The organism is Mycobacterium lehmannii (assembly GCF_001499925.1).
GTDB lineage: Bacteria > Actinomycetota > Actinomycetes > Mycobacteriales > Mycobacteriaceae > Mycobacterium > Mycobacterium lehmannii.
Genome location: NZ_LQIR01000012.1, coordinates 317155 through 340855, shown reverse-complemented (window position 1 = coordinate 340855; position 23701 = coordinate 317155). Strand labels below are relative to the sequence as shown.

Here is a 23701-nt window from a genome sequence, read left to right as displayed (position 1 = left end):
GCCACCAACCAGCGGTTTTCAAGAAATCGGGGTCAGCACGAACACCGGGATCTGGCGGTCGGTCTTCCTCTGATACTCGGCGTAGTCGGGCCACGCGGACACGGCGCGCTCCCACCAGACGGCCTTCTCCTCGCCGGTGACCTCCCGAGCCTCATATTCCCTGGTCACCGCGCCGTCCTGCAGTTCCACCCGCGGATGGGCCTTGATGTTGTGGTACCAGACCGGATGCTTGGGGGCGCCGCCCAACGAGGCCACCACCGCATACTGGCCGTCGTGTTCCACCCGCATCAGCGGGGTCTTGCGGATCTTGCCCGTCTTCGCGCCGACGGTCGTCAGCAGGATGAGCGGCTTGCCCTTCATCTCCACACCCGCGGTGGTGCCGGATTCGGTGATTCGGTCGGCGTGCTCCCTCACCCAGTCCCACGGGCTGGGCTCATACTCTCCGGAAAGTGGCATCCCATCAGCGTAGACGCACTGAAGATCCGCCGGCCTGATCCGGTGTTCGGGTGGCCGAAAAATAGGTTACGAGCTATCGTGGGTGTTATGACCACCGCAGGTAACTTCCGCACCGCAGCCGCACGCGTGACGTGCGACGTGTCGGTGGCGGGGGTGCCGTGGCCGGCATACAAGCTGATCGCTCTGGTGCTCGGCGCGCTGGTGGCGCTGGTCGTCGGGATCGCCACCGCGACGACGGCCACCGCGGTGCTGACCGGTGCCGCGGTCGGAACCGTCACATGGCTGGCGTTCAGCGCGCTCTGCTCGCCGCGCACTTAGTCCTCGATCAGCCTCTTGAGCGTCGCCAGGTCGGCCGCCACCGCTTCGGTGTCGGCATCGAACTCCTCGTCGGTCATCGCCGGCCGTCGGCGCACGCTGAACACCACCTCGCACCGCGGCTCGCCAGCGTCGGTCGGCACACTCCAGGGCTGCACCCGCATCGGGTTGTAGACCGCTTCCCCGGTAGGCAGACGCACGACGTGGTCGAGCACGCCGAGATCGTTGCGCGGCGAGAACTCGACGGTCACCTCGCCCATCGGTGAATCGGCCACCCAACCGCTCGGAGTCTGGCGGAGGCCGCCCTGTGCGAGACCCGCCGCCCACCGAGGCCACGTCTGCGGGTCCGCGGCGAACTCGTAGACGGCCTCGGGCGGCGCGGCGATCCAGGTGCTGACGTGTCGTGACTCCATCCAACCATCCTGGCGCATCACAATGACGGAATGGAGTCACCGCCGGAACAGCACCGCGCGCCGGCCTGGTTGCGGCGCGGCGATCCGGAGAGCACGATGCCCGTGCTGATCGCGGTGGTGGCGGTCATGGCGTTGCAGCTCGCGATCCCGAAGGACTACACGCTGGTCCCCCGTTGGCCGCTGGTGGTGTTGGAGGGGCTTCTGCTGCTGGCGCTGCTGGCCATCAACCCGCGTGTCATGACCCGGCGCACGCGGTTCGGCCGGTACACCACATGGGTTCTGCTGGCGGCGATCACCCTCGACAACACGCTTTCGGCGGTCGTGCTGGCCTTCGGCATCCTCAGCGGCGACGAAAGCAACGACGCGGCGGTGCTGCTGGGCAGCGGCGCCTCGATCATCGTGACGAATGTGATCGTGTTCGGTATCTGGTACTGGGAGTTGGACCGGGGCGGGCCGTTCGCGCGGCGTGCAGGAGAACGACCCTATCCCGATTTCCTGTTCCCGCAGATGACGACTCCGCATGTGGCCGAACCGGATTGGCGACCCACGTTCATCGACTACCTCTACGTCAGCGTGACCAACGTGATGGCGTTCTCTCCGACCGACACCATGCCGCTGGCCCGGTGGGCCAAGATGATGATGACGGTGCAGGCGATCGTCGCGCTGGGCACCGCCGGGCTCGTCATCGCGCGGGCGGTCAATGTTCTGAACTGACCGTCAGCCGCCCAGGCAGCCCGGCCCGAGCAGAGCCTTGAGGTCGCCCATCAGGGCCGACGACGGTGTGACGCGCAGCGACGTGTCCAGTTCCAGCGTGGTGATCCGCTCCCCGCTGATCAATCGCAGATGCACCTGCGACGTACCGGGGTGGCGGGCCAGCACCTGCTTGAGCGCGGTCACCTTGTCGACGGTGCACTGCCGCGTCGGCAGACTCACCGCAAGCGGGCGATCCAGCTGCGCATTCGAGAAGTCGGGCACCACAAGGTCATTGGCGATCAACGAGATCCGATCGTCGCGGATGGCCACCTTCGCGCCGACCAGCACGACGGCGTCGTCGGCGATCTCGGCACCGAACGTCGAGTAGGTCTGTGGGAAGAACAGCACCTCGATGCCGCCGGTCAGATCCTCCAATTGCGCCGAGGCCCACGGCAACCCGTTCTTGTTGACCCTGCGGTTGACCGAGGCAAGAATGCCGCCGACGCGCACCTGGGTGTCGTTGGGGAGGTCGCCGTCGAGGATGGCCGGAATCGCGGTGTCAACCTGGGCGGCCAGCAGGTGGGCGATGCCGTTGAGCGGATGACCCGACACGTAGAGGCCGAGCATCTCGCGTTCCAACGCGAGTTTGTGCTTGTCCTCCCACTCCTCGTCGGGCACCTTGATGGTGAACACCGCGTCGGTGGCCGTGTCGGCGCCGCCGAACAGGTCGAACTGACCCATCGCCTCGGCCTTTTTCGTGCCGAGCACGGAATCGACGGCGTCGGTGTGGATCAGGAACAACCCCTTGCGCGGATGCCCCAGCGAGTCGAACGCGCCGGCCTTGATCAGCGACTCGGTGACCTTCTTGTTGCAGGCATTGATCTCGATCTTGTTCAGGTAATCGGAGAAGTCGATGTACTTCCCCTTCTCGGTGCGCGTGTTGATCAGCGAGGCAACGACATTGGCGCCGACGTTGCGCACCGCCCCCAGGCCGTAGCGGATGTCCTCGCCCACCGAGGCGAAGTTCAGCCCCGACTCGTTGACATCGGGCGGGAGCACCGTGATGCCCAGTTTCCGGCAGTCGGCCAGGTACACCGCGGCCTTGTCCTTGTCGTCGCCGACCGACGTGAGCAGCCCGGCCATGTATTCGGCCGGATAGTTGGCCTTCAGGTAGGCCGTCCAGTACGAGACGAGGCCATACCCGGCGGCGTGCGACTTGTTGAACGCATAGTCGGCGAACGGCAGCACGGTGTCCCACAGCGCCTTGATGGCGGCCGCGGAGAAGCCGTTGGACTTCATACCCTCGGAGAAGCCCTCGAACTCCTTTTCCAGGACCTCGCGCTTCTTCTTGCCCATGGCCTTTCGGAGAATGTCGGCTCGGGCCAGCGAGTACCCGGCCACCTTCTGCGCGATCCGCATGATCTGCTCTTGGTAGACGATCAGGCCGTAGGTCTCGGCAAGAATCTCGCGCAGCGGCTCTTCGAGTTCGGGGTGGATCGGCTTGATCGCCTGGCGGCCGTTCTTGCGGTCGGCGTAGTCGTTGTGGGCGTTCATGCCCATCGGGCCGGGGCGGTACAGCGCGATCACCGCGACAACGTCCTCGAAGCCGGTCGGCTGCATGCGCCGCAGCAGGTCGCGCATCGGCCCGCCGTCGAGCTGGAACACGCCGAGCGTGTCGCCGCGGCCCAACAGCTCGTAGGTCGCCTTGTCGTCGAGCGAGACGGCTTCGAGGTCGAGCTCGATCCCTCGGTTGGCCCGGATGTTGTCCAGCGCGTCACCGATGATCGTCAGGTTGCGCAGCCCGAGGAAGTCCATCTTCAGCAGGCCGATGGCCTCGCACGACGGGTAGTCCCAGCCCGTGATCACAGCACCGTCTTGCGGGCGTCTCCACAGCGGGATCGCATCGATCAGCGGCTCGGAGCTCATGATCACCGCGCAGGCGTGCACACCGGCATTGCGCACCAGACCCTCGAGTCCGCGCGCGGTCTCGTAGATGGTGCGGACGTCGGGGTCGGTGTCGATCAGGCCTCGGACCTCGGCGGCCTCCTTGTACCGCTCATGGTTGGGGTCGATGATCCCCGACAGCGGGATGTCTTTGGCCATGATCGGCGGAGGCAGCGCCTTGGTGATCCGGTCGGCGATCGCGAAGCCGGGCTGGCCGTAGTGCACACGCGCCGAATCCTTCAGCGCAGCTTTGGTTTTGATGGTGCCGAAGGTGATTACCTGGGCCACGCGGTCGCTGCCCCACTTGTTGGCGGCGTAGCGCAGCATCTCGCCGCGTCGGCGGTCGTCGAAGTCGATGTCGATGTCGGGCATCGACACCCGCTCGGGGTTGAGGAACCGCTCGAACAGCAGCCCGTACGGGATCGGGTCGATGTTGGTGATGCCCAGCGCGTAGGCGACCAGCGACCCGGCGGCCGACCCGCGGCCGGGCCCGACCCGGATATCGACCGACCGCGCGTAGTTGATGAGGTCGGCCACGATCAGGAAGTAGGACGGGTAACCCTTGTCGCAGATGACCTTGATCTCGTAGTCGGCGCGATCGGTGTACTCCTGCGGTACCTCACTGGAGGGGAAGCGACGTTCGAGCCCCGCGCGGACCTCGTGGCGCAGCCACGACTCCTGGGTGTGGCCCTCGGGCACGGGAAAGACCGGCATCCGGTCCCGCACGGTCCACACGTCCTCGTAGGAGGACACCCGCTCGGCGATCAGCAGCGTGGAGTCGCACGCCCCGGGCACCTGGTCGTCCCACAGCGCGCGCATCTCGGCGGCCGTCTTGAGGAAGTAGCCGTCACCGTCGAACTTGAACCGGTTCGGATCCGACAGCGTCTTGCCGGTCTGGATGCAGAGCAGCGCCTCGTGATTCTGGGCGGCGTCGCGGGTGACGTAGTGGCAGTCGTTGGTGGCCAACGGCGGGATGTCGAGCTTGCGCCCGATGTCGAGCAACCCCTCGCGCACCCGGCGTTCGATGTCGAGGCCGTGGTCCATCAACTCGAGGAAGAAGTTGTCGGGTCCGAAGATGTCCCGCCACTTGGCCGCCGCTGCCACGGCCTCGTCATAGTGGCCGAGCCGCAGCCGGGTCTGCACCTCGCCCGACGGACAGCCGGTGGTGGCGATGATGCCCTCGGCGTGTTCGGCGATCAGCTCGGCGTCCATGCGTGACCACTTGCCGAGTTGACCCTCGAACGAGGCGAGCGAGGACAATTTGAACAGGTTGCGCAACCCGGTGGCGTTCTCGGCCACCATCGTCATGTGGGTGTAGGACCCGCTGCCGGATACGTCGTCACCCTTCTGGCCGGGATCGCCCCACAGGATGCGCTTGGTTTCGAAGCGCGAACCCGGGGCGATGTAGGCCTCGACACCGATGATCGGCTTGATCCCGGCGTCGGTGGCGGCGTTGTAGAACTCGCTGGCGCCGAACATGTTTCCGTGATCGGTCATCCCGATCGCGGGCATCTCCAGGCGCTGAGCCTCGGCGAGCATCGGCTTGACCTTCGCGGCACCGTCCAGCATCGAGTACTCGGTGTGGTTATGCAGGTGCACGAACGACCGCGAATCCGAAGGGCTCATAGGAGGGCCAGTCTATGACCGCCTTCCGACAGTTCTCGGCGTGTCGGAAATGCGTGTCTTCGCGCCGCGCGCAGAATTCCGGCTTCTCGCTAAACCGCGAGGCTCGTCGGCGACGGGAGCAATCCCCGGCGCAACATCCGGTTCAGTTGCTTGGCAACTGCAATCGCCGGTTCGGATCCGTGGACGAACCGTCCGAAGAAGCCCATTCCCCAGAACATCGCCGAGAGCATGTTGACCACCGCTCCGGTGTCCACGTCCTCGGGGATCTCGCCGCGGCGGATCGCCTCGTCGACCATCCAGATGTAGAAGTCCGCCACCGCCTCGGCAACTGGTGTGACGCTGCCGCGCAGCCCGGGATGGCGGTGCTGCTCGAGTCGAGACGCGATCACGAACCGCATCATCGAACCATCCGAGAGATCTCGCTCACCGGCCGCGCTGATGAATGCGGTCAGCTGTTCCAACAGCGTATTCTTCTGTTTCGCGGCCGCGATGGATGCCGAGACCGCCGCGTACGCCTCCCGCTGGAGACAGTCGTAGAGGTCTTCCTTGGTGGCGAAGTAATAGTGCATGGTGGGCCGGCTGATCCCCGCGCGCACCGCGATGGCTTTGAACGTCGCCGCCTCGTATCCGCGTTCGTTGATCACCGCCCGCGCGGCCCGCAGAATGTTGGCCCGTGTCTCGGCCGAGTCGGAGCCCACGGGACGCCCCCGCCCCCGCGGGCCGAGAGCCGGCGCGGTCTCGTCAGCCACGAGCAAACGCTATGACATTGCTAGTGTTAGGTCAACCGGCAGTTTCGCAAAGTTCCCGATCGGCCCGCGACCGTCCCATGGCGTCGGCACTGAAGACCAGCAGCGCCAACCAGATCAACGCGAAACCCAACCAGCGGGCCGGCGGCATCGGCTCCTGGCCGACGAACACGCCCCACGTCAGCTGCATCACCGGCGTCAGGTAGAACAGCAGGCCCATCGTCACCAGCGGCAACCGCTGCGCGGCCGCGGCGAACAGCAGCAGCGGCACCGCCGTCAGGACGCCGGACAGCACCATCAGCGCGATATGGTCACCGCCGTACTCGGTGAACGTTGCGTGCCCGGTGCTCTGCAGCACGACGATGTACGCGGCCGCGAACGGCGTGGCGATGCCGGCCTCCACCCCGACGCTCACCCGCGGGTCGGTCGTCACGACCTTCTTCACCGCGCCGTAAAGGCCGAACGAAAGCGCCAGGCCCAGACCGATGTAGGGCGGCGCGCCGACTTCGACCGTCAACACCAGCACGCCGGCCACCGCGACCGCCAACGCCACGAACTGCGCGCGGTTGAGCCGCTCCCGGAAGACGATCAGCCCCAGCGCCACAACCACCAGCGGGTTGATGAAGTAGCCGAGAGCCGCGTCCACCACGTGCCCGTTGTTGACGGCGTAGACGTAGATCCCCCAGTTGATCGAGATCAACGCCGACGCGGCGGCCAGCAGCAGCCAGGTGCGGCCGCTGATCCGCTTCAGGTCGCCGAGCCTGCGCACGACCGCGACCACGACAACCATCAGCAGGAAGTTCCACACGATGCGGTGCGCGAGCACCTCGAGGGCTGAGGCGGGTTTCAACAGCGGAAAGAACGCGGGAAACGTTCCCCAGCACACGTAGGCGCCGACGCCGAACAGCAAGCCGGGTCTTCGGGTCTCGCTCACAGTTCGTGATTGCGCAGTGCGTCGAGGGCGTCCTGCAGGTCGGCCGGATACGGGCTGGTGATCTCGACGCGGCGCCCGTCGGCGGGATGCGCGAAAGCCAGCGATCGAGCGTGCAGCCACTGCCGGTCCAGCTTGAGCCGCTTGGCCAGGGTGGGATCGGCGCCGTAGGTGAGATCACCCACGCATGGATGGTGCAGCGCGGCGAAATGCACCCGGATCTGGTGTGTGCGACCGGTTTCCAGTTCGATGTCGAGCAGGCTCGCGGCGCGGTGCGCCTCGAGGGTGTCGTAGTGGGTGACGCTGTGCCTGCCGTTCTCGGTGACCGCGAACTTCCAGTCGTGTCCGCGGTGACGGCCGATCGGCGCGTCGATCGTGCCGCTCGACGGGTCGGGATGCCCCTGCACCAGCGCGTGATAGCGCTTTTCGACGGTGCGCTGTTTGAATGCCCGCTTGAGCACCGTGTACGCGCGTTCGGAAAGCGCGACGACCATGACCCCCGAGGTCCCGACGTCGAGGCGGTGCACGATGCCTTGGCGCTCGTGGATCCCCGATGTGCTGATCCGGAAGCCCGCCGCGGCCAGGCCGCCCAGCACGGTCGGACCCGACCAGCCCACGGTCGCGTGCGCGGCGACCCCCGGCGGCTTGTCCACCGCAACGATGTCCTCGTCGGAGTACAGGATCGCCATCCCGTCGATCTCGACCGGCGTGTTCTCCACCGGCGCAGGTGCTTCGGGCAACCGCACGTCCAGCCAGGCGCCGGCGGTCAGCTTGTCCGATTTGCCCGCAGGCGCGCCGTCGATCTCGACACCGCCGCCTTCGGCCAGCGCCGCGGCGGCCGTGCGTGACAGGCCGAGCAGCCGGGCGAGGCCCGCGTCGACCCGCATGCCCGCCAGGCCCTCCGGGACTGGAAGCGACCGATCGGCCATCTATTCGTCCTCGGCGGCTTTCCGCCGCCCGACGGTATCGAAGTCGAACCCGAACAGCGACAGCCCCACCAGCAGGATCGCCCCGCCGACCACGCACGGGTCGGCCACGTTGAAGACCGGCCACCACCCGATGGACAGGAAGTCCACGACGTGTCCCTGCAGCGGGCCGGGTGAACGGAAGAACCGGTCGATGAGGTTGCCGAGGGCCCCGCCGAGAATCATGCCCAGCCCGACCGCCCACCACGGATTGACCAGCCGTCGGCCCATCCAGATGATCCCGATCACCACGCCGGTGGCGATCAGCGTGAGCACCCACGTGTAGCCGGTGGCCATCGAGAACGCCGCACCCGAATTGCGCACCAGCGTCCAGGTCACCGTGTCGCCGATGATCGACACGGGCTGGCCCGGGGTGAGGAGCTTGACCGCGAGCACCTTGGTGACGACGTCGGTGACCAGCACCACGCCGGCGATGCCGAGCAGCAGGCCCAGCCGTCGCTTCGGCGGCGCCGCCTCTTGGGACGTCTCGTCGGCCACTTCTGGGTCGTCAGTCACGACAACCATCATCCCAAAACGTCGATGCGGAAGAATCCCGCACCATGGGTCGCGTCGTCGTCATCACCACCGGCGGCACAATCGCCAGCGCCACGGGTGAGGACGGCGTCAAGCGTCCGGCTCGAACCGGGGCCGAACTGACGTCGGGACTCGGCGGCGTTCTCGACGTCGAGGTGGTCGACGTGATGGCGGTCGACAGCTCGCAGCTGACTCCTGCCGACTGGGATCGCATCGGGACGGCGGTCGCCGCGGCGGCGGACGCCGACGGCATCGTCGTCACCCATGGCACCGACACCATCGAGGAGACGGCGCTGTGGCTCGAACTGACCTATCGCGGCACCGCGCCGGTGGTGCTGACCGGGGCGCAACGCAGCGCCGACGCCCCCGACGCCGACGGCCCGGCCAATCTTCGTGACGCGCTGACCATTACCGGCAGCCCGCACGCGCGAGACCTCGGTGTCGTCGTCACCTTCTCCGGTTCGGTGTGGCAGCCGTTGGGGTTGCACAAGGCGGCGACGGGCGACCTGCGTGGTTTCCTCGGCGCGGTGGTAGGCGTTGTGTCGCGGAGCGGCTTCGAGCGGCATACGAACAAGGAGCGACCGTATCTCGGTGCGCTGTCGGCGGCCGGGGCGCCGAGGGTGGACATCGTCGCCGCCTATCCGGGTGCGGATGCCGTGGCGATGGACGCCTGCGCGGCCGCGGGTGCGCGCGGGATCGTCCTGGAGACGCTGGGGGCAGGCAATGCCGGCGCGGCGGTGATCGACGGGGTGCGGCGACTCCGCGACGGGGGCGTCGCGGTCGCGGTCACCACGCGTGTGCCGGGAGCGCGGGTGAGGCCCGCATATGGACCGGGGCACGACCTGCTCGCCGCAGGCGCGGTGCCGGCGCGTCGGCTGCGCTCCCCGCAGGCGCGGGTGCTGCTGATGGCGGCGCTGGCGAGCGGTGTTCCCGTCGACGAAGCCGTCGGTCGTTGGGGTTGACGCGCATGACACCGTGGATGCGTGCCCTTCGAGAACATGATTCGCCGAGGCGCCACGCTGATTGCCGTCCTGGCGCTGGCCCTGGCCGCGGGCGCGGTGGCGCGTGCCGAAGCGCCCCCGGGGGCCGACGCGATCGACGACTACCCCGTCGCGCAAGGCTTCTACCGACCCGGTCCGCCGCCCAACTACCACGTGTTCTTCAAGACACCCGACGGCCTGTCGTGTGGCATCGGCCCCAACGGCGGCCCCATCGGCTGTGACGGGGTCCCGCTGGGCGCCCCGCCCGGAACCAACCAGACGTTCTTGATCAGCGGCGGCCCCGCGGAGTACCGGCACTCCCCCACGCCGACGTTCACCCGCGAGGGTGTCGACGTCCTGCCGGCGGGGTACCGACTCGAAAACTGGGGCGCCAGTTGCGGTGTCGGATATCAGGGCACCGTGACCTGTAAGACGTACGGCGATCACGGCTTCACGATCTCGAGCGTTTACGGGGTGCTCTGGTAGCGCGCCAGTTCGGCGAGATAATCGGGCCAGTCGAGGGAATCGACGGGGTTGGCGCGCTCGATTCCGGGCGTGTCGATCGGAAACGTGCGGGCCTGGCCCGGTCCGCTGGTCCTGGTCTCGAACCGGACCGTCATCACGCCGTGCCCGGCCCCCTGGATCCAACCGTGCCCGAAGTCGGGATGAGTGACGTCGTCGCCGATGCGCCAGGCGGGTGCGGTCGCGGCGAGGTCTGAGACGGTGGGTGGCACCCCGGTGTGCGTGACGTCGTCGTCGGAGGCCATCAGCTCCAAGTCCGGGAACAACGATTCCTGGCGAACGTCGGTAAGACCCGAAAAGCCAACGCCCAGAAGGCGAATCGGCCCGACGTCGACGGGGTCGAGCAGCAGCCGGCGCGCGGTGGCGATCAACGTGGCCGCGTCGGTGGTGGCGTACGGAAGGGTCGCCGAGCGGGTGAGCGTGCTCATATCGGACTTCTTCAGCTTCACGGTGACCGTGCGCGCGCCGCGGCCGTCCTTTTCCAGGCGGCGGTGGGCGTGCTCACCGATCGGGCCCATCGCTTCACGGAGCTGATCGAGGGTGGTCAGGTCTTCGGGAAACGTGGACTCCGCGCTGATCTGCTTGGCGGGCGCGTTTTCGGCGACCGGCCGGTCGTCGATGCCGCGGGCGAGCCGGTGCAGCGCCGGGCCCACGGTGCCGCCGAGGATGTCTGCGGCCTCGGCCTCGCTGAGCGCGGCGAACGCGCCGATCGTCTCGATGCCGAGCCGGTGCAGCTTCTCCCCGGCGACGGGTCCGATCCCCCACAACCGTCGCACCGGCAGGCCGTCGAGCAGCGCACGCTCCTCATCGCGGCGGACCACCCGCATACCGTCGGGTTTGGCCAGCCCGGATGCGATCTTCGCGAGTTGTTTGCCCGAGCCCGCCCCGATGGACGCGACGAGCCCGGTGACCTCGAGCACCCGCGCGCGCAGGGTCCGGCAGAAGTCCTCGACCTCATGTGCCGACGCGCCCGCGAGCTCGACGGGCTCACCGAAAGCCTCGTCGTACGACAGCTGTTCGAGAACCGGCACCGTTGTGCGAACGGTCTCGAACACCCGGCGGCTGGCCACGCCGTAGACGACGCCGCGCGGCGGAAGGACGACCGCAGCGGCGCCGACCAGCCGCCGCGCCTGGTGCATCGGCATCGCCGACTTGGCGCCGTACACCCGGGACTCGTAGCTCGCCCCGGCGACCACACCGCGCCCACCGAGCCCGCCGACCAGCACCGGACGCCCCCGCAGCGTGGGACGGGTCAGCTGCTCGACGGACGCGAAGAACGCGTCCATGTCGAGGTGCAGCACCCAGCGACCGTCCACACCTGCAGATGCTAAGGCGCTAGCCTGACGGCATGACGCAGCCGCTCGACGTCGCGATCCGCGACGGCGCGATCCGGTTGGGTCAGTTCCTCAAGCTCGCCGGGCTCATCGACTCGGGCGCCGACGCCAAGACCGTGATCGCCGACGGGCAGGTCAGCGTCAACGGCGCTGTCGAACACCGGCGTGGCAGACAACTGCACAACGGCGACGTCGTCGACTTCGCCGGGCGCAGCGCCCGCGTCGTCGTCGACTAGCGGTTGGGCGTTGCCGAGTGTGGGGTTGTGTCACGCTGACTCGCGAAATGCGTTCATCGACCACACACTCGCGGGCGGGCGCGATCGCTAGATTCTTATTCTCTTGAGCCTGAACGGGTACCCGCCACCGACAGTCCCCGTCTTCCATTCGCCATCCTCGAGATTCAGGGCACCGCCCACCATGTCGAGTCCCGAATCGTCGCGCGCAGAAAGCTTCAGGTTCGGGTCAGGCCTAATCGTGAAGCTGGGCGCCAACAACTCCTTGGCGATGAGATCGGCCAGCTCATCGCGCCAACCGGCGGGGAACTCTCGGATGGTCAACTCCAGTTCGATTCGGTCGCCGATGTCGAGACCGAAGCGCCGTCGGGCTTCCTGGAACTCACGCACCATGTCGCGGGCCCACCCCTCGGCCTCCAGTTCCTCGGTGACCGTGCCGTCGAGCACCACCAACCCGGCCCCGTCGGAGAGCGCCGCGGTGTACTCCGGATCGGCGGCCACCAGCCGCGAGCTGTACTCGTCGGGGTGCAACACCGCCGGTCCGGCGGTCAGCGTGCCGTCGGCATTGACCACAGCATCGCCCGCCTTAACGGCCTTGATCGCGGCCTGCACGTCCTTGCCAAGGCGCGGACCAGCGACGCGCGCGTTGACCGTCAGTTCGAAGCGGCCGTAGGTGTCGATGTCGTCGGTGAGCTCGACGGCCTTGACGTTGAGCTCGTCGGCGATCAGGTCGGCAAACGGCTCGAGCCGCTGCGGGTTATCCACGGCGACAGTGAGTTTCGGCAGCGGTAGGCGCACCCGCAGCTTCTTGGCCTTGCGCAGCGACGACGCCGCCGATGCCACTTCGCGCACCAGGTCCATGGTCTCGACCAACTCGGGGTCGGCGGGCAGCAGATTCTCCTCGGGCCAGTCGGTCAGGTGCACCGACCGCTCGCCGGTCAGGTCGCGCCAGATGCGCTCGGTGATCAACGGCAGCAACGGGGCGGCCAGCCGGGCGGTCACCTCCAGCACGGTGTGCAGGGTGTCGATCGCGTCGGGATCCTCCTCCCAGAACCGCGAACGAGACCGTCGTACATACCAATTCGTCAGCGCCTCGGTGAACTGCCGCAACTCGTCGCATGCTCCGGAGATGTCACAGACATCCAGCGACGCGGTGAGGTCGTCGCGCAGCACCGCGAGCTTGGCCAGGATGTAGCGGTCAAGCACGTGCTTCGAGTCGGTGCGCCAAGAGCCCGTCTTCGGTGCGTACAACGCGAGGAAGGTGTAGGCGTTCCACAGCGGCAGCAGAACCTGCCGGACGCCTTCGCGGATGCCCTGTTCGGTGACGATCAGGTTGCCGCCGCGCAGGATCGGCGAGGCCATCAGGAACCACCGCATGGCGTCGGAGCCGTCGCGGTCGAACACCTCCGTCACATCCGGATAGTTGCGTAGCGACTTGCTCATCTTCTGGCCGTCGTTGCCGAGCACGATCCCGTGCGCCACACAGGTTTTGAATGCCGGCTTGTCGAAGAGCGCGGTGGCCAGGATGTGCAGCGTGTAGAACCACCCCCGGGTCTGCCCGATGTACTCGACGATGAAGTCGCCCGGGAAGTGCCCGTCGACCTGCTTGTCAGGGTCGGCGGAATCAACCCCAGCGAACCAGTCCTGGTTCTCGAACGGGTAATGGACCTGCGCATACGGCATGGAGCCCGAGTCGAACCAGACGTCGAAGACGTCCTCGATGCGCCGCATCGTCGAGCGGCCCGTCGGATCGTCGGGATTGGGCCGGGTGAGCTCGTCGATGTAGGGCCGGTGCAGATCGGTGGGCCGCACCCCGAAGTCACGTTCGAGCTCGTCGAGGCTGCCGTAGACGTCGATGCGCGGATACGCCGGATCGTCGGACCTCCACACCGGGATCGGGGTGCCCCAGTAGCGATTTCGCGAAATCGACCAGTCGCGGGCACCGGCCAGCCACTTGCCGAACTGCCCGTCCTTGACATGTTCGGGATACCAGGTGATCTCCTGGTTGAGCTCCACCATGCGGTCGCGGAACTCGGTGACCTTGATGAACCAGGACGACACCGCCCGGTAGATCAGCGGATTGCGGCACCGCCAGCAGTGTGGATAGGAGTGCTCGTAGGTCTCGTGACGCAACAGCACCGCACCGTGCGCAGCCGCGGGCCCGCTCTGGTTCTTCAGGTCGCGGATGATCTGCGGGTTGGCGTCGAAGACGTGCTGTCCGGCGTAGTCGGGGACGGTGGCGTCGAACCGTCCCTTGGAATCGACCGGTGTGACGGCCTCGATGCCCGCGGCCTGCGCGGTGAGCATGTCGTCTTCGCCATAGGCGGGCGACATGTGCACGATGCCGGTGCCGTCCTCGGTGCTGACGAAGTCCGCGGGCAGCACGCGGAACGAGCGGGGCGCATCGGCGAAGTACGCAAACGGCGGCAGGTAGCGGGTCTCGAGCAGCTCGCGACCCGAGTACGCGCCGAGAATCTCCGGCTCTTCGCCCAACTCGCGCGCATAGGCGCCGACCCGCGCCTCGGCCAACACGAGACGCCGCCCGTCGGGCCCCTGCACCTGCACGTAGGTGACGTCGGGGTGAACCGCGACCGCCTGGTTGGACGGCAGCGTCCACGGCGTCGTGGTCCAGACCAACAGGTAGGCGCCGGCCAGATCCCCCTCGGCGATCCGGAAGCCCACGGTGATCGCGGGGTCCTGGCGACTCTGGTAGACGTCGTCGTCCATGCGCAGTTCGTGGCTGGACAACGGTGTCTCGTCGTTCCAGCAATACGGCAGCACACGGTTGCCCTCATAGGCAAGGCCCTTGTCCCACAACTGTTTGAAGGCCCAGATCACCGACTCCATGAACTCGGGTTCGAGGGTCTTGTAGTCGTTGTCGAAGTCCACCCAGCGGGCCTGCCGGGTGACGTAGGCGCGCCATTCGTTGGTGTACTTGAGGACCGAGGCTCGGCAGGCGTCGTTGAACTTCTCGATGCCCATCTCTTCGATCTGCGTCTTGTCGGTGATGCCGAGTTGGCGCTGCACCTCGAGTTCGGCGGGCAGGCCGTGGGTGTCCCAGCCGAAGCGACGCTCCACCTTGTAGCCGCGCATGGTGCGGTACCGCGGCACGATGTCCTTGACGTACCCGGTGAGCAGGTGCCCGTAGTGCGGCAACCCGTTGGCGAACGGCGGGCCGTCGTAGAAGACGTACTCGGGGGCGTCGTCGCGGCGAGCGATGCTGGCGCGGAAGGTGTCGTCGCGGTCCCAGTACTCGAGGACCTCGGTCTCCAGCGCGGGGAATTTCGGCGCCCCAGCCGCCGGCTTCGGGTAGGCGGTCATAGCTCCTGTGCCTCGTTCGGCTTCCGGAGGAAACCTCACATGTTCGTTCAAGGCACGGGGACGACGTCGCGCCGGTGCGCGAGCGCCGCGGTACCACCCCGCTTGCGCACACTAAGAGGTGCGCGCCGCTCAGTTAGGGCGTTGACGGGCCCACCCGTTCGGTTCTACTGGGCTCGAACGCCCCAGAGGGTGGTGACGCCGAACTGTTCTTCCGAAGGCTCCCCGGTGATGGCCGGATCCAAGCCGATGGCGTCGATCTTACCGCCGAACCGCGTGTGCTCAGTTCGGGGGCAACGCGTCCGACGTGATCTCGACGAGCGCGAGCGGGAACTGTTCGGACAGTTCCTCGACCGTGTACTGCTCGAAGCGGCTGGTGTCGTACCACCAGTCGACACGCACGTCGCCACCGGCGCGATAGACACGCACCTCCAGTGCGTGGCCGAGGCCAGGCGGAGTCTCCTGCACCGGCACAGTGTCCGATGGCGTTTCGCCGATGTAGTTGAAGTACACCTCCGGTGAAGCGGCCACCTCGCGCTCCGAAGCGGCGGCCAGGGTCTGGTGCACGGAGGCCAGCACCTCGGTCGGGCTCGCGTGCTGCCCCGCCACACACACCAGGGGAACGGCGTCGAGCAGAGAACCGCGCTCGCTGGCGATGTCGACTCGGACCAGGCCTTCACCGAGTGTGCGGGCGATGGTTCTGCTCAGTGCGGCGACCAGGATCTCGTCGGCCGGCAGACCGAGCCATTCGGTGGCCCCGTCGAGTTCAGCCGTCAGCTCGTCGCTTGCGGGGGTCGAAACTTTGACCATGCTGGCGGAAACACCGGCGTCCGCAGCGTCGTAGTCCGTGGCGCGGACCGTTGCCGTAGCAAACTCGCCGAGCGGGCGCAGAACCTCTGTCGGCGAAGCCAGGTAGGGAGCAACCATGCGACCAAAGATAGCTCACGTGTCCCAAAAATGGGAGACACCTCCCAAAACTGTGACGCCAGTGTCAATATAGGCAAACTCCTCCAGTTTGCGGACCGCACTGCCCAAACGCGGGACGTTGGTTTAGAGTGGACAAGTGCCTCGGACAGACGAGAACGGCCGACAACTCAAAGCGCTGCTCGACTACCTGCTCGACGGTGACATCGAGGCCAAAGACATCTACGACGCACTGGGCACATCCAGCAGCACGTACTACCGCCGAATCAAAGAGCCGGACTATCCAGACGCCGAGGAGCTGCGGCGGGTCGCGGACCGGTTCGGCCTGAACTATCCCGACCTGCAGATCAGGTTCGGCCTGATGACCAGGCAAGAAGTGCTCAGTTACGTCGAATACCTCGAACGCACAGGCGGTTCCGGCCAGACGGCCGTGCGGGAGACAACGAAGTCGCGAACCCGTATTCCTCGACTCTCCGAGCTGCGACCGCGGAGTGACGCCCCGCCCCTTTAGCCGTACACTTTGCTGAGTACTACGGCAGCTCCGAAGGCAACCCTATGGCTTTGGCGACACTGATCGCGATCACGCTTTGCTGTATCGCGTGGAGCCTGTGGATTCGCCGGGTCACCTGGTCCTCCCGTTGGGAGGTGGCCGCCACCCTCAACATCGCCCTGCAGGGCATGGCGGTGTTGTTGATGTCCCCGTGGGCCTCGGAAACGCTGGGGGTCGCGCTGCACGCGCTGACCGGCAAATGGAACCTCGAAGACTTCATCGGCCACGACTGCTACATCGTCGCCGCGTCGGCCGTCGTCTACAACGCCCTCGGTCGCCTGCAGGACGACCACCTGCTGCAGAGGTCGTTCAAGCAGTACGTCGAAATCCCGGCCACGCTGTGCATCCCGCTGCTGCTGGTCACCTTCTCCCTCGGCAACGGTGCGCGCATCTACAAGCCGGACTTCTTCCAGGTGCCCACCGACTTCTGGCTGAACACCTACTGGCTGATCCTGTGCGGCATCCTGATCTACCTGCTGGGGTACGGCAGCCGGGCCCTGCTGGTGCTGCGCAGGGATCCGCGGTCGCGCAAGATCGCCAACGTCTATCTGATCTCGTCCGCCGCGGGCATCGCCGCGTGCATCGTGCGCCTGCTGACGGCCTACATCCCCGCGCTGCAACAGCACGACGGCGGCGCGACCCTGGTGTGGGTCTTCGCCTGTATGTGCGGTGCCGGCTTCGCGCTGACCTCGGCTGAGTCCTGGCGGCAGAAGACGAAGTGGTTCAGCAGCGCTTCTCAATGACTGCGCGCTACCCCGCAACCTCGCGCGACACGCTGTAGAACGGCGCACCCAGATCGGGCACCGTCTGATAGCCACGCCGGCGCGCCCGCGCCGCGTCGCGCCGGATCAACACGCCCAGCCCGGCGAACGTCGCCTGGTCGAGCACCATCCGCGTGAGCAGCCGGTTGTGCACGAAGCCGAACGCCAGCCCGGTGCTCGGATCGGCCCACCCGACCGAGCCGGCCAGCCCGGCATGACCGAACCCGGGCATCACACCCGGGGGCACCGGAAGCGAGTGGTAGCCCAGGTTGAAGCTCAACGGCACGAAGATGTTGCGGTCAGGCCAGTAGCTCGCCCGGCCGGTCAGCGCCGCGACCCGCTCCGCGGACAGGAACTGTTTGCCCTCGATGCGGCCACCGTTGGCGATCGCGCCGTACATCTTGGCCAGGCTCCTGGCGGTGGCCACACCGTTGGCGGCCGGGATTTCGGCGTCCAGGAACGGCGTGTCGCCCTGGACCACCGACTTCATGCCGGGGAAGTACATCGAACCGAACATCCCCGACACCCCGAGCGCCGCGACGCGCGGGGCGACGAAGTTGAAGACCGGGTTGGCGAGGGCGCCCTGCGGGGCGAGGATCTGCGCGGCGCGGGTCGGCGCGCCGGCAGGCGGGCGTCCCAGGTGCAACCCGTCTGTGTCCAGCGGCTCGGCCAGCTCATCGCGGATCAGATCGCGCATGCCCTCGCCGGTGACGGCTCGGCCCAGGCCGGACATCAGCCAGCCGTAGGTCAGCGCGTGATAGGCCTGATGGCCGAACAGCAGCTTGTTGACCGGCGCGGCCGCCACCCGCTCTTCCATCACCTGATGGTCGAGCAGCTGGGCCTTGGTGCACCCGTTGAGGTGCGACAGCCCGGCCCGGTGCTGCATCAGCTCGCGTACCGTGATCGCGGCCTTGCCCTTGACGCCGAACTCGGGCCAGTACTCGGCCACCGGGGTGTCGTAATCGATCAGGCCGCGGTCGGCGAGTCGGTGGATGACCGTGGACGCCATGCCCTTGGTGACCGAGAAGACCATCGCGCCGGTGTCAGCGCTCCAGTACTGCGTACCGCTGCGGTCCGAGTAACCGGTCCACACGTCGACGACGGGCTCACCGTGCAAGTAGATCGACAGGGCGCCGCCGCCGTAGCGACGACCAGGGAACAGTCGCGAGAAACCACGCAGGGTGCAGGCGAAGTTGGAATCCGCAGCGCCCTGGACACCGTGCGGAAGCGCGACGCTGCGCTCCCGTTTGTTGACACCCGTCACAATTTATTTAATTTACTCGCAGCCCCGGCAAATAAACCTACCGTTACCTATTTGTTAGGTTCGCGCATGTCAGAGGCGTCGAGCAGGTGCTGCGCAGCAAGCGCGGGGGTCAGCTCCCCGTCGCGGACCTGACGTTCGATCTCGGCGCGCATCCGCTTCACGTTCGGGTTCGACAGCACCCGGTCAAGGACCGAATCCCGCACCATCGACCAGGTCCACTCGACTTGCTGAGCGCGCCTGCGGCTTTCGAACTCCCCCGCCTGGGTGAGCACGTCGCGGTGCTTGAGCACCGTCGCCCACAGCTCCTCGAGGCCCGCCCCCTCTAGTGCGCTCATCGTCAGAACCGGTGGGCGCCACAGTGTTTCGCGGGGATAAATGAGCCGAATGGCACCGGTGAGCTCACGGGCGGCCCGTTTGGCCTCGATCGCGTGCTCGCCGTCGGCCTTGTTCACCACGACGATGTCGGCGAGTTCGAGCACGCCCTTCTTGATGCCCTGCAGCTGATCGCCGGTGCGCGCGAGCGTGAGGAACACGAAGGTGTCGACCATGTTGGCGACGGTCACCTCGGACTGCCCAACGCCGACGGTCTCGACCAGGACCACGTCGAAACCGGCCGCCTCCAACAGCACGATCGTCTCGCGGGTCGCCTTGGCGACGCCGCCGAGTGTGCCCGAGGTGGGCGATGGGCGGATGTAGGCGTCGGGATGCACGGCCAACTGCGCCATGCGGGTCTTGTCGCCGAGGATCGAGCCCCTGGTCCTGGTCGACGAGGGATCGACGGCCAGCACAGCGACGCGGTGCCCCTGGTTGATCAGGTACATGCCGAGCGCCTCGATCGTCGTCGACTTGCCGACGCCGGGCACCCCGGTGATCCCGACGTGCAGCGAGTTGCCCGCGTGCTCGGTCAGCTTCAGCAGCAGTTCCTGAGCTTGCTCGCGGTGGTCGACGCGCGTCGATTCCACCAGCGTGATGGCTCTTGCCAGGGCGGCACGGTCGCCGTCCGCCACGGCGGCCGCAAGGTCGTCGGTCGGATCGGCCATCTAGTCGAGGCGGTAGCCCAGCCGATCGGCCAGCTTGTGCAGGAGGCCGACCGCCGCGTCTGCGATCACGGTGCCGGGCGGGAAGATCGCGGTGGCTCCGGCGGCGTAGAGCTCATCGAAGTCGCCGGGCGGGATGACGCCGCCGACCACGATCATGATGTCGGGCCGACCCACCTCGGCCAGCGCTTCGCGCAGCGCGGGCACCAGGGTCAGGTGCCCGGCCGCGAGCGACGAGACGCCGACGACGTGCACGTCGTTGTCGGCGGCCTGCCGTGCGACCTCCTCGGGGGTGGAGAACAGCGAGCCGACGTCGACGTCGAAGCCGATGTCGGCGAACGCGGTCGCGATCACCTTCTGCCCGCGATCGTGCCCGTCCTGGCCCATCTTCGCGATCAGGATGCGCGGCTGGCGACCGTCGGCCTCGGCGAACTTCTGCACGAGGTCGGTGGCTTTAGTGATGTTGCTGACCCCTGCACCCCCCATCTCATCGCGGTAGACGCCGGCGATCGTACGGATCTCGGCGACGTGGCGCCCGTAGACCCGCTCGAGCGCATCGGAGATCTCGCCGACGGTGGCCTTGGCCCGCGCGGCGTTGATGGCCAGGGCGAGCAGGTTGTTGCCCAGCCCGTCCTCACCCGCCGGTCCGCGGGCACCGGCCGCCCGGCTCAGCTCGGCCAGCGCGGCGTCCACCTCGGCCTGATCGCGTTCGGCGCGCAGCCGCTCGAGTTTGGCGAGCTGCTCGGCCCGTACCCGGCTGTTCTCGACCTTGAGGACCTCGACCTCGTGGTCCTCGTCGACCTGGTACTTGTTGACGCCGATCACCGTCTGCTGGCCGGAGTCGATGCGCGCCTGGGTGCGCGCGGCGGCCTCCTCGATGCGCAGTTTCGGGATGCCGTCGGAGATCGCCTGCGCCATTCCGCCGTGCTCGACGACCTCGCCGATGTGCATCCGCGCCGCGGTGGCCAGCTGGTGGGTCAGCCACTCGACGTAGTACGAGCCGCCCCACGGATCGATCGGCCGCGTGGTGCCCGACTCCTGCTGCAGCACCAACTGGGTGTTGCGCGCGATGCGGGCCGAGAAGTCAGTCGGCAATGCCAGCGCCTCGTCGAGCGCGTTGGTGTGCAACGACTGGGTGTGCCCCTGCGTCGCGGCCATCGCCTCGATGCAGGTGCGCGCAACGTTGTTGAACGGGTCCTGAGCGGTCAACGACCATCCCGACGTCTGCGAATGGGTGCGCAATGACCTGGATTTGGGGCTTTCGGGTCCAAATTCCGCGACCAGCTCGCTCCAGAGCAGCCGGCCGGCCCGCAGCTTGGCGACCTCCATGAAGAAGTTCATCCCGATGCCCCAGAAGAACGAAAGGCGCGGCGCGAACTTGTCCACGTCGAGGCCGGCATCGAGGCCGGCCTTGATGTACTCGACACCGTCGGCCAGCGTGTAGGCCAGCTCGAGATCGGCTGTGGCACCGGCTTCCTGGATGTGGTAGCCCGAGATCGAGATCGAGTTGAACTTCGGCATCTTCGTGCTGGTGTAGCCGAAGATGTCGGAGATGATCCGCATCGACTCCTTCGGCGGATAGATGTAGGTGTTGCGGACCATGAACTCTTTGAGGATGTCGTTCTGAATGGTCCCGGCCAACTTCTCCGGCGGCACGCCCTGCTCCTCCGCGGCGACGACGTACAGCGCGAGGATCGGCAGCACCGCGCCGTTCATCGTCATCGACACCGACACGGTCGACAGGTCGATGCCGTCGAACAGCTGGCGCATGTCGAGGATGGAATCGATTGCCACGCCTGCCATTCCGACGTCACCCTGCACCCGCGGATGGTCCGAGTCGTAACCGCGATGGGTGGCCAGGTCGAACGCCACCGAGAGGCCCTTCTGCCCCGCGGCCAGGTTGCGCCGGTAGAACGCGTTGGACTCCGCGGCGGTGGAGAAACCCGCGTACTGCCGGATGGTCCACGGCTGGTTGACGTACATGGTGGGGTACGGGCCCCGCACGAAGGGCGGTTGGCCCGGGAAGGTGTCGAGCGGATATCCGGCGGCGACGGCGGCGTCGCGGTCGGCCCCGATGTAGACGGGCTTGACGTCGATACCCTCCGGCGTCACCCAGTCCACTTGGTCGGCGCTGTATCCGTGCGTCGTGGCGGCCGCCTCGACATGGGCGGTGACGGCGGCCTCGGTCGGCGCTTCGGCACGCTTGTCGCCGCGCAGCGGGACGCCGACGAAACTCCCGATGGTCTTTCCGATCCCGGCTGTGGCAGTCACCTCAGGCCCCCAATCTGGTGAGCAGGTCCGACAGGGTGGCGACCGCGTCGATCTTCGCGGTCAGGTAGCCGTCCGGTTTGGAATCGGCTTCGGCGACGGCCTTTTCCGGCCCGGCGAGCAGCACATGCGATACGCCCGTCTTGCGTGCCGAGTCGACCGCGGCCGAGGCTTCCTCGCCGTAGCGGGCGTCGGTGCCGCAGATCACGGCGATCGGCGGTGTCTGCTCCGCCTCGGTCACCGCTTCGATACCGCCCGACGCGAGCAGGTTCGTGGCGAAGGTGGTGCGCACGTTGTGTTCGGCGAGCGGACCGAGCGGCAGCAGCAACACCTTCGGTCTGGCCCCGGTCTTCTCGAGGAAAGCGTCGGAGCGGTCCCGCAGCTCCTCGAAGCCCGCCGCATAACGGGCCACCCCGGGCAGCGAATCACCTTGCGGCAGAGCCGGATCGACGATATTGGGAAACTCATTGACACCGGTCAGCGCGGTTCGCCGGTGTGCGATGTCCTCGGCGCGCTGCTGGGCGACCTCGGCGATCTGGGCCGAAATGTGATCGCGGGCCTGTTCGAAGCCGCCGCGGGATTCGATGTCCTGGAAGTGCTTCCACGCCTGCTCGGCGAGCTCCTCGGTGAGGTCCTCCACATGCCAGGAACCCGCCGCCGGGTCGAGCACACGGCCCAGATGTGACTCCTCGAGCAACAGGAGCTGGGTGTTGCGGGCCATCCGGCGCGCGAAGCTCGGCGCCGTGCCCGGGAAGCCGCCGGGGATCGCGACGTCGAACGGGTGGACCTGGATGGTGTCGGCCCCGCCGACACCCGCCGAGAAGGCGGCCACCGTGGTGCGCAACATATTCACCCACGGATCGCGCTTGGACATCATCGGCAGCGACGTCATGGTGTGCAGGGTGACCGCTCCGTGCTCCGGCGCTCCGACGACCTCGGCGATCCTGGCCCACAACAGGCGCGCGGCCCGCAGTTTGGCGATCGTCATGAACTGGTCGTCGTCGGCGGCGATGCGGAAACTGATCTGCCGCAACCCATCCGGGACACCGATACCGCCCTCTTCCAGCTGCCGCAGGTAGCTCACGCCCGCCGACACCAGGCCGGCCAGCTCCCACGATGCGTTGGCGCCGAGGTTGTGGAACGCGGGTCCGTCGACGGCAACGGCGCGAACGCCGCCGCTGTAGTCGCCGAGCTTGGCCGCGGTGGCCACGACGTCGGCGATCTCGGGAGCCGCGCGCCCGCTCAACGGTGCGGTCAACGGGTCCGCGCCGAGGTCCACCGACAGCCGGGAGCGTTGGTCGGCGTCGAGGTCGCTCAGCAGTCCGAGCATCGCGTCGGCGGCCGAAACGTAATCGGGCCCGGCGATCTCGAACAGCACCGGGACGAGGTCGAGGAAAACGCCGTCGAACAGCCGGTCCAACTCCGAAGCCGCGACGCCTGCAGGCGCGCCGACGCGGATGACGAGCGCGCTGACCCCCTCGGTGAGGCTGACCAAAACGGCGCCGTTGGATTCGGCCACGTTGCCGGACCCGTTCGTCGGGAACGCCTCGGCGACTTTCCAGCCGGCCTTCACGTCACGGAGCGCGTCACCGCCGCGCACGAACGGCCACTGCCCGGGCAGCGGAGGTTCGGGAAGCGCATCGGCGCTGGTGTACAGCGGGCGGATCGCGAAGCCGTCGTAGGTGGGCGAATCCAGCAGTCGCTCGGGCTCGGCGGGCAGATCGGCGGGATCGCGCCGGGTGCTCTTTGCCAGTACCGCGGCAACCGCTGAGCGCCAGCGCTCGCGATCGGCCTCGACCACAGTGGGTTTCTGCACGATCATCAGGCTAAATGATCGCAGTCACAGCGGTGTCTGCCGGTCGGTCGACTCGCGGGCCCGCGAACAGG

General features: G+C 67.4%; 21 protein-coding genes. 7 read left to right on the top strand and 14 right to left on the bottom strand.

Annotated features, from left to right (window positions below; genetic code table 11):
- Positions 1-18: 18 nt before the first annotated feature.
- Entirely contained in the window at positions 19-456 is a 438-nt protein-coding gene (locus AU192_RS09625) for a nitroreductase family deazaflavin-dependent oxidoreductase (protein WP_064395537.1), read from the bottom strand.
- A gap of 87 nt (positions 457-543) precedes the next feature.
- Between AU192_RS09625 and AU192_RS09620 the strand changes: the two genes are divergently transcribed.
- Positions 544-774 carry a hypothetical protein gene (locus AU192_RS09620; RefSeq protein ID WP_064395536.1) on the top strand — a complete coding sequence of 77 codons (231 nt, stop codon included), beginning with the start codon at positions 544-546 and terminating at the stop codon, positions 772-774.
- On the opposite strand, the gene AU192_RS09615 is transcribed toward AU192_RS09620, so the two are convergent.
- Positions 771-1184, bottom strand: a complete 414-nt coding sequence (locus AU192_RS09615) for an SRPBCC family protein (RefSeq protein ID WP_064395535.1) — start codon at positions 1182-1184, stop codon at positions 771-773. The genes AU192_RS09620 and AU192_RS09615 overlap by 4 nt on opposite strands.
- Positions 1185-1214: 30 nt before the next feature.
- Between AU192_RS09615 and AU192_RS09610 the strand changes: the two genes are divergently transcribed.
- Positions 1215-1898 carry a hypothetical protein gene (locus tag AU192_RS09610; RefSeq protein WP_064395534.1) on the top strand — a complete coding sequence of 228 codons (684 nt, stop codon included), beginning with the start codon at positions 1215-1217 and terminating at the stop codon, positions 1896-1898.
- Positions 1899-1901: 3 nt separating this feature from the next.
- Here the strand turns inward: AU192_RS09610 and dnaE are convergent, their stop codons facing one another.
- From dnaE to lspA, 5 genes are all read right to left on the bottom strand, one after another.
- On the bottom strand, positions 1902-5447 hold the full coding sequence (gene dnaE, locus AU192_RS09605; RefSeq protein WP_064395533.1) for a DNA polymerase III subunit alpha: 3546 nt from the start codon (positions 5445-5447) through the stop codon (positions 1902-1904).
- A gap of 89 nt (positions 5448-5536) precedes the next feature.
- The gene (locus AU192_RS09600) at positions 5537-6196 is read right to left on the bottom strand and encodes a TetR/AcrR family transcriptional regulator (protein ID WP_165593282.1); all 660 of its coding nucleotides are present in this window, start codon (positions 6194-6196) and stop codon (positions 5537-5539) included.
- Between the two features lie 31 nt (positions 6197-6227).
- The gene (gene rarD, locus AU192_RS09595; RefSeq protein WP_064395531.1) at positions 6228-7127 is read right to left on the bottom strand and encodes an EamA family transporter RarD; all 900 of its coding nucleotides are present in this window, start codon (positions 7125-7127) and stop codon (positions 6228-6230) included.
- On the bottom strand, positions 7124-8053 hold the full coding sequence (locus AU192_RS09590) for an RluA family pseudouridine synthase (protein ID WP_064395530.1): 930 nt from the start codon (positions 8051-8053) through the stop codon (positions 7124-7126). The genes rarD and AU192_RS09590 overlap by 4 nt, the downstream gene beginning before the upstream one ends.
- Entirely contained in the window at positions 8054-8617 is a 564-nt protein-coding gene (gene lspA / locus AU192_RS09585) for a signal peptidase II (RefSeq protein WP_082693991.1), read from the bottom strand.
- A 32-nt stretch (positions 8618-8649) separates the two neighbouring features.
- Here lspA and AU192_RS09580 point away from each other — a divergent pair, with 32 nt between their 5' ends.
- Both AU192_RS09580 and AU192_RS09575 read left to right on the top strand, forming a co-directional pair.
- Positions 8650-9585, top strand: a complete 936-nt coding sequence (locus tag AU192_RS09580; protein WP_064395529.1) for an asparaginase — start codon at positions 8650-8652, stop codon at positions 9583-9585.
- 36 nt (positions 9586-9621) lie between these two features.
- Positions 9622-10089, top strand: coding sequence for a hypothetical protein (locus AU192_RS09575; protein ID WP_064395640.1), 468 nt, complete (start codon positions 9622-9624; stop codon positions 10087-10089).
- On the opposite strand, the gene AU192_RS09570 is transcribed toward AU192_RS09575, so the two are convergent.
- A complete protein-coding gene (locus AU192_RS09570) occupies positions 10071-11441 on the bottom strand; it encodes a DNA polymerase IV (protein ID WP_082694954.1) in 1371 nt (456 codons plus the stop codon). The two genes, AU192_RS09575 and AU192_RS09570, sit on opposite strands and share 19 nt — an antisense overlap.
- Positions 11442-11473: 32 nt before the next feature.
- On the opposite strand from AU192_RS09570, the gene AU192_RS09565 reads away from it, so the two are divergent.
- Positions 11474-11695 (top strand): RNA-binding S4 domain-containing protein, encoded by a 222-nt coding sequence (locus AU192_RS09565; protein WP_064395528.1) that lies wholly within the window; start codon positions 11474-11476, stop codon positions 11693-11695.
- A gap of 87 nt (positions 11696-11782) precedes the next feature.
- On the opposite strand, the gene ileS is transcribed toward AU192_RS09565, so the two are convergent.
- Positions 11783-15013 (bottom strand): isoleucine--tRNA ligase, encoded by a 3231-nt coding sequence (gene ileS, locus AU192_RS09560; protein WP_064395527.1) that lies wholly within the window; start codon positions 15011-15013, stop codon positions 11783-11785.
- 279 nt (positions 15014-15292) lie between these two features.
- Positions 15293-15937, bottom strand: coding sequence for a hypothetical protein (locus AU192_RS09555; RefSeq protein ID WP_064395526.1), 645 nt, complete (start codon positions 15935-15937; stop codon positions 15293-15295).
- A 136-nt stretch (positions 15938-16073) separates the two neighbouring features.
- Between AU192_RS09555 and AU192_RS09550 the strand changes: the two genes are divergently transcribed.
- Positions 16074-16445 carry a hypothetical protein gene (locus AU192_RS09550; protein WP_064395525.1) on the top strand — a complete coding sequence of 124 codons (372 nt, stop codon included), beginning with the start codon at positions 16074-16076 and terminating at the stop codon, positions 16443-16445.
- Positions 16446-16489: 44 nt separating this feature from the next.
- The gene (locus AU192_RS09545) at positions 16490-17227 is read left to right on the top strand and encodes a hypothetical protein (RefSeq protein WP_064395524.1); all 738 of its coding nucleotides are present in this window, start codon (positions 16490-16492) and stop codon (positions 17225-17227) included.
- A gap of 7 nt (positions 17228-17234) precedes the next feature.
- Here the strand turns inward: AU192_RS09545 and lipL are convergent, their stop codons facing one another.
- From lipL to mutA, 4 genes are read right to left on the bottom strand one after another with little or no spacing between them, the layout of a single operon-like run.
- Positions 17235-18509, bottom strand: a complete 1275-nt coding sequence (gene lipL / locus AU192_RS09540; protein WP_064395523.1) for an esterase/beta-lactamase LipL — start codon at positions 18507-18509, stop codon at positions 17235-17237.
- Positions 18510-18556: 47 nt separating this feature from the next.
- Positions 18557-19549: a methylmalonyl Co-A mutase-associated GTPase MeaB gene (meaB, locus tag AU192_RS09535; RefSeq protein ID WP_064395522.1), complete on the bottom strand. Its 993-nt coding sequence runs from the start codon at positions 19547-19549 to the stop codon at positions 18557-18559.
- Complete coding sequence (gene scpA, locus AU192_RS09530) at positions 19550-21799, bottom strand: methylmalonyl-CoA mutase (protein ID WP_120275542.1); 2250 nt, start codon at positions 21797-21799, stop codon at positions 19550-19552.
- Positions 21800-21818: 19 nt separating this feature from the next.
- Entirely contained in the window at positions 21819-23636 is a 1818-nt protein-coding gene (gene mutA / locus AU192_RS09525) for a methylmalonyl-CoA mutase small subunit (protein WP_064395520.1), read from the bottom strand.
- Between the last annotated feature and the right edge of the window lie 65 nt (positions 23637-23701).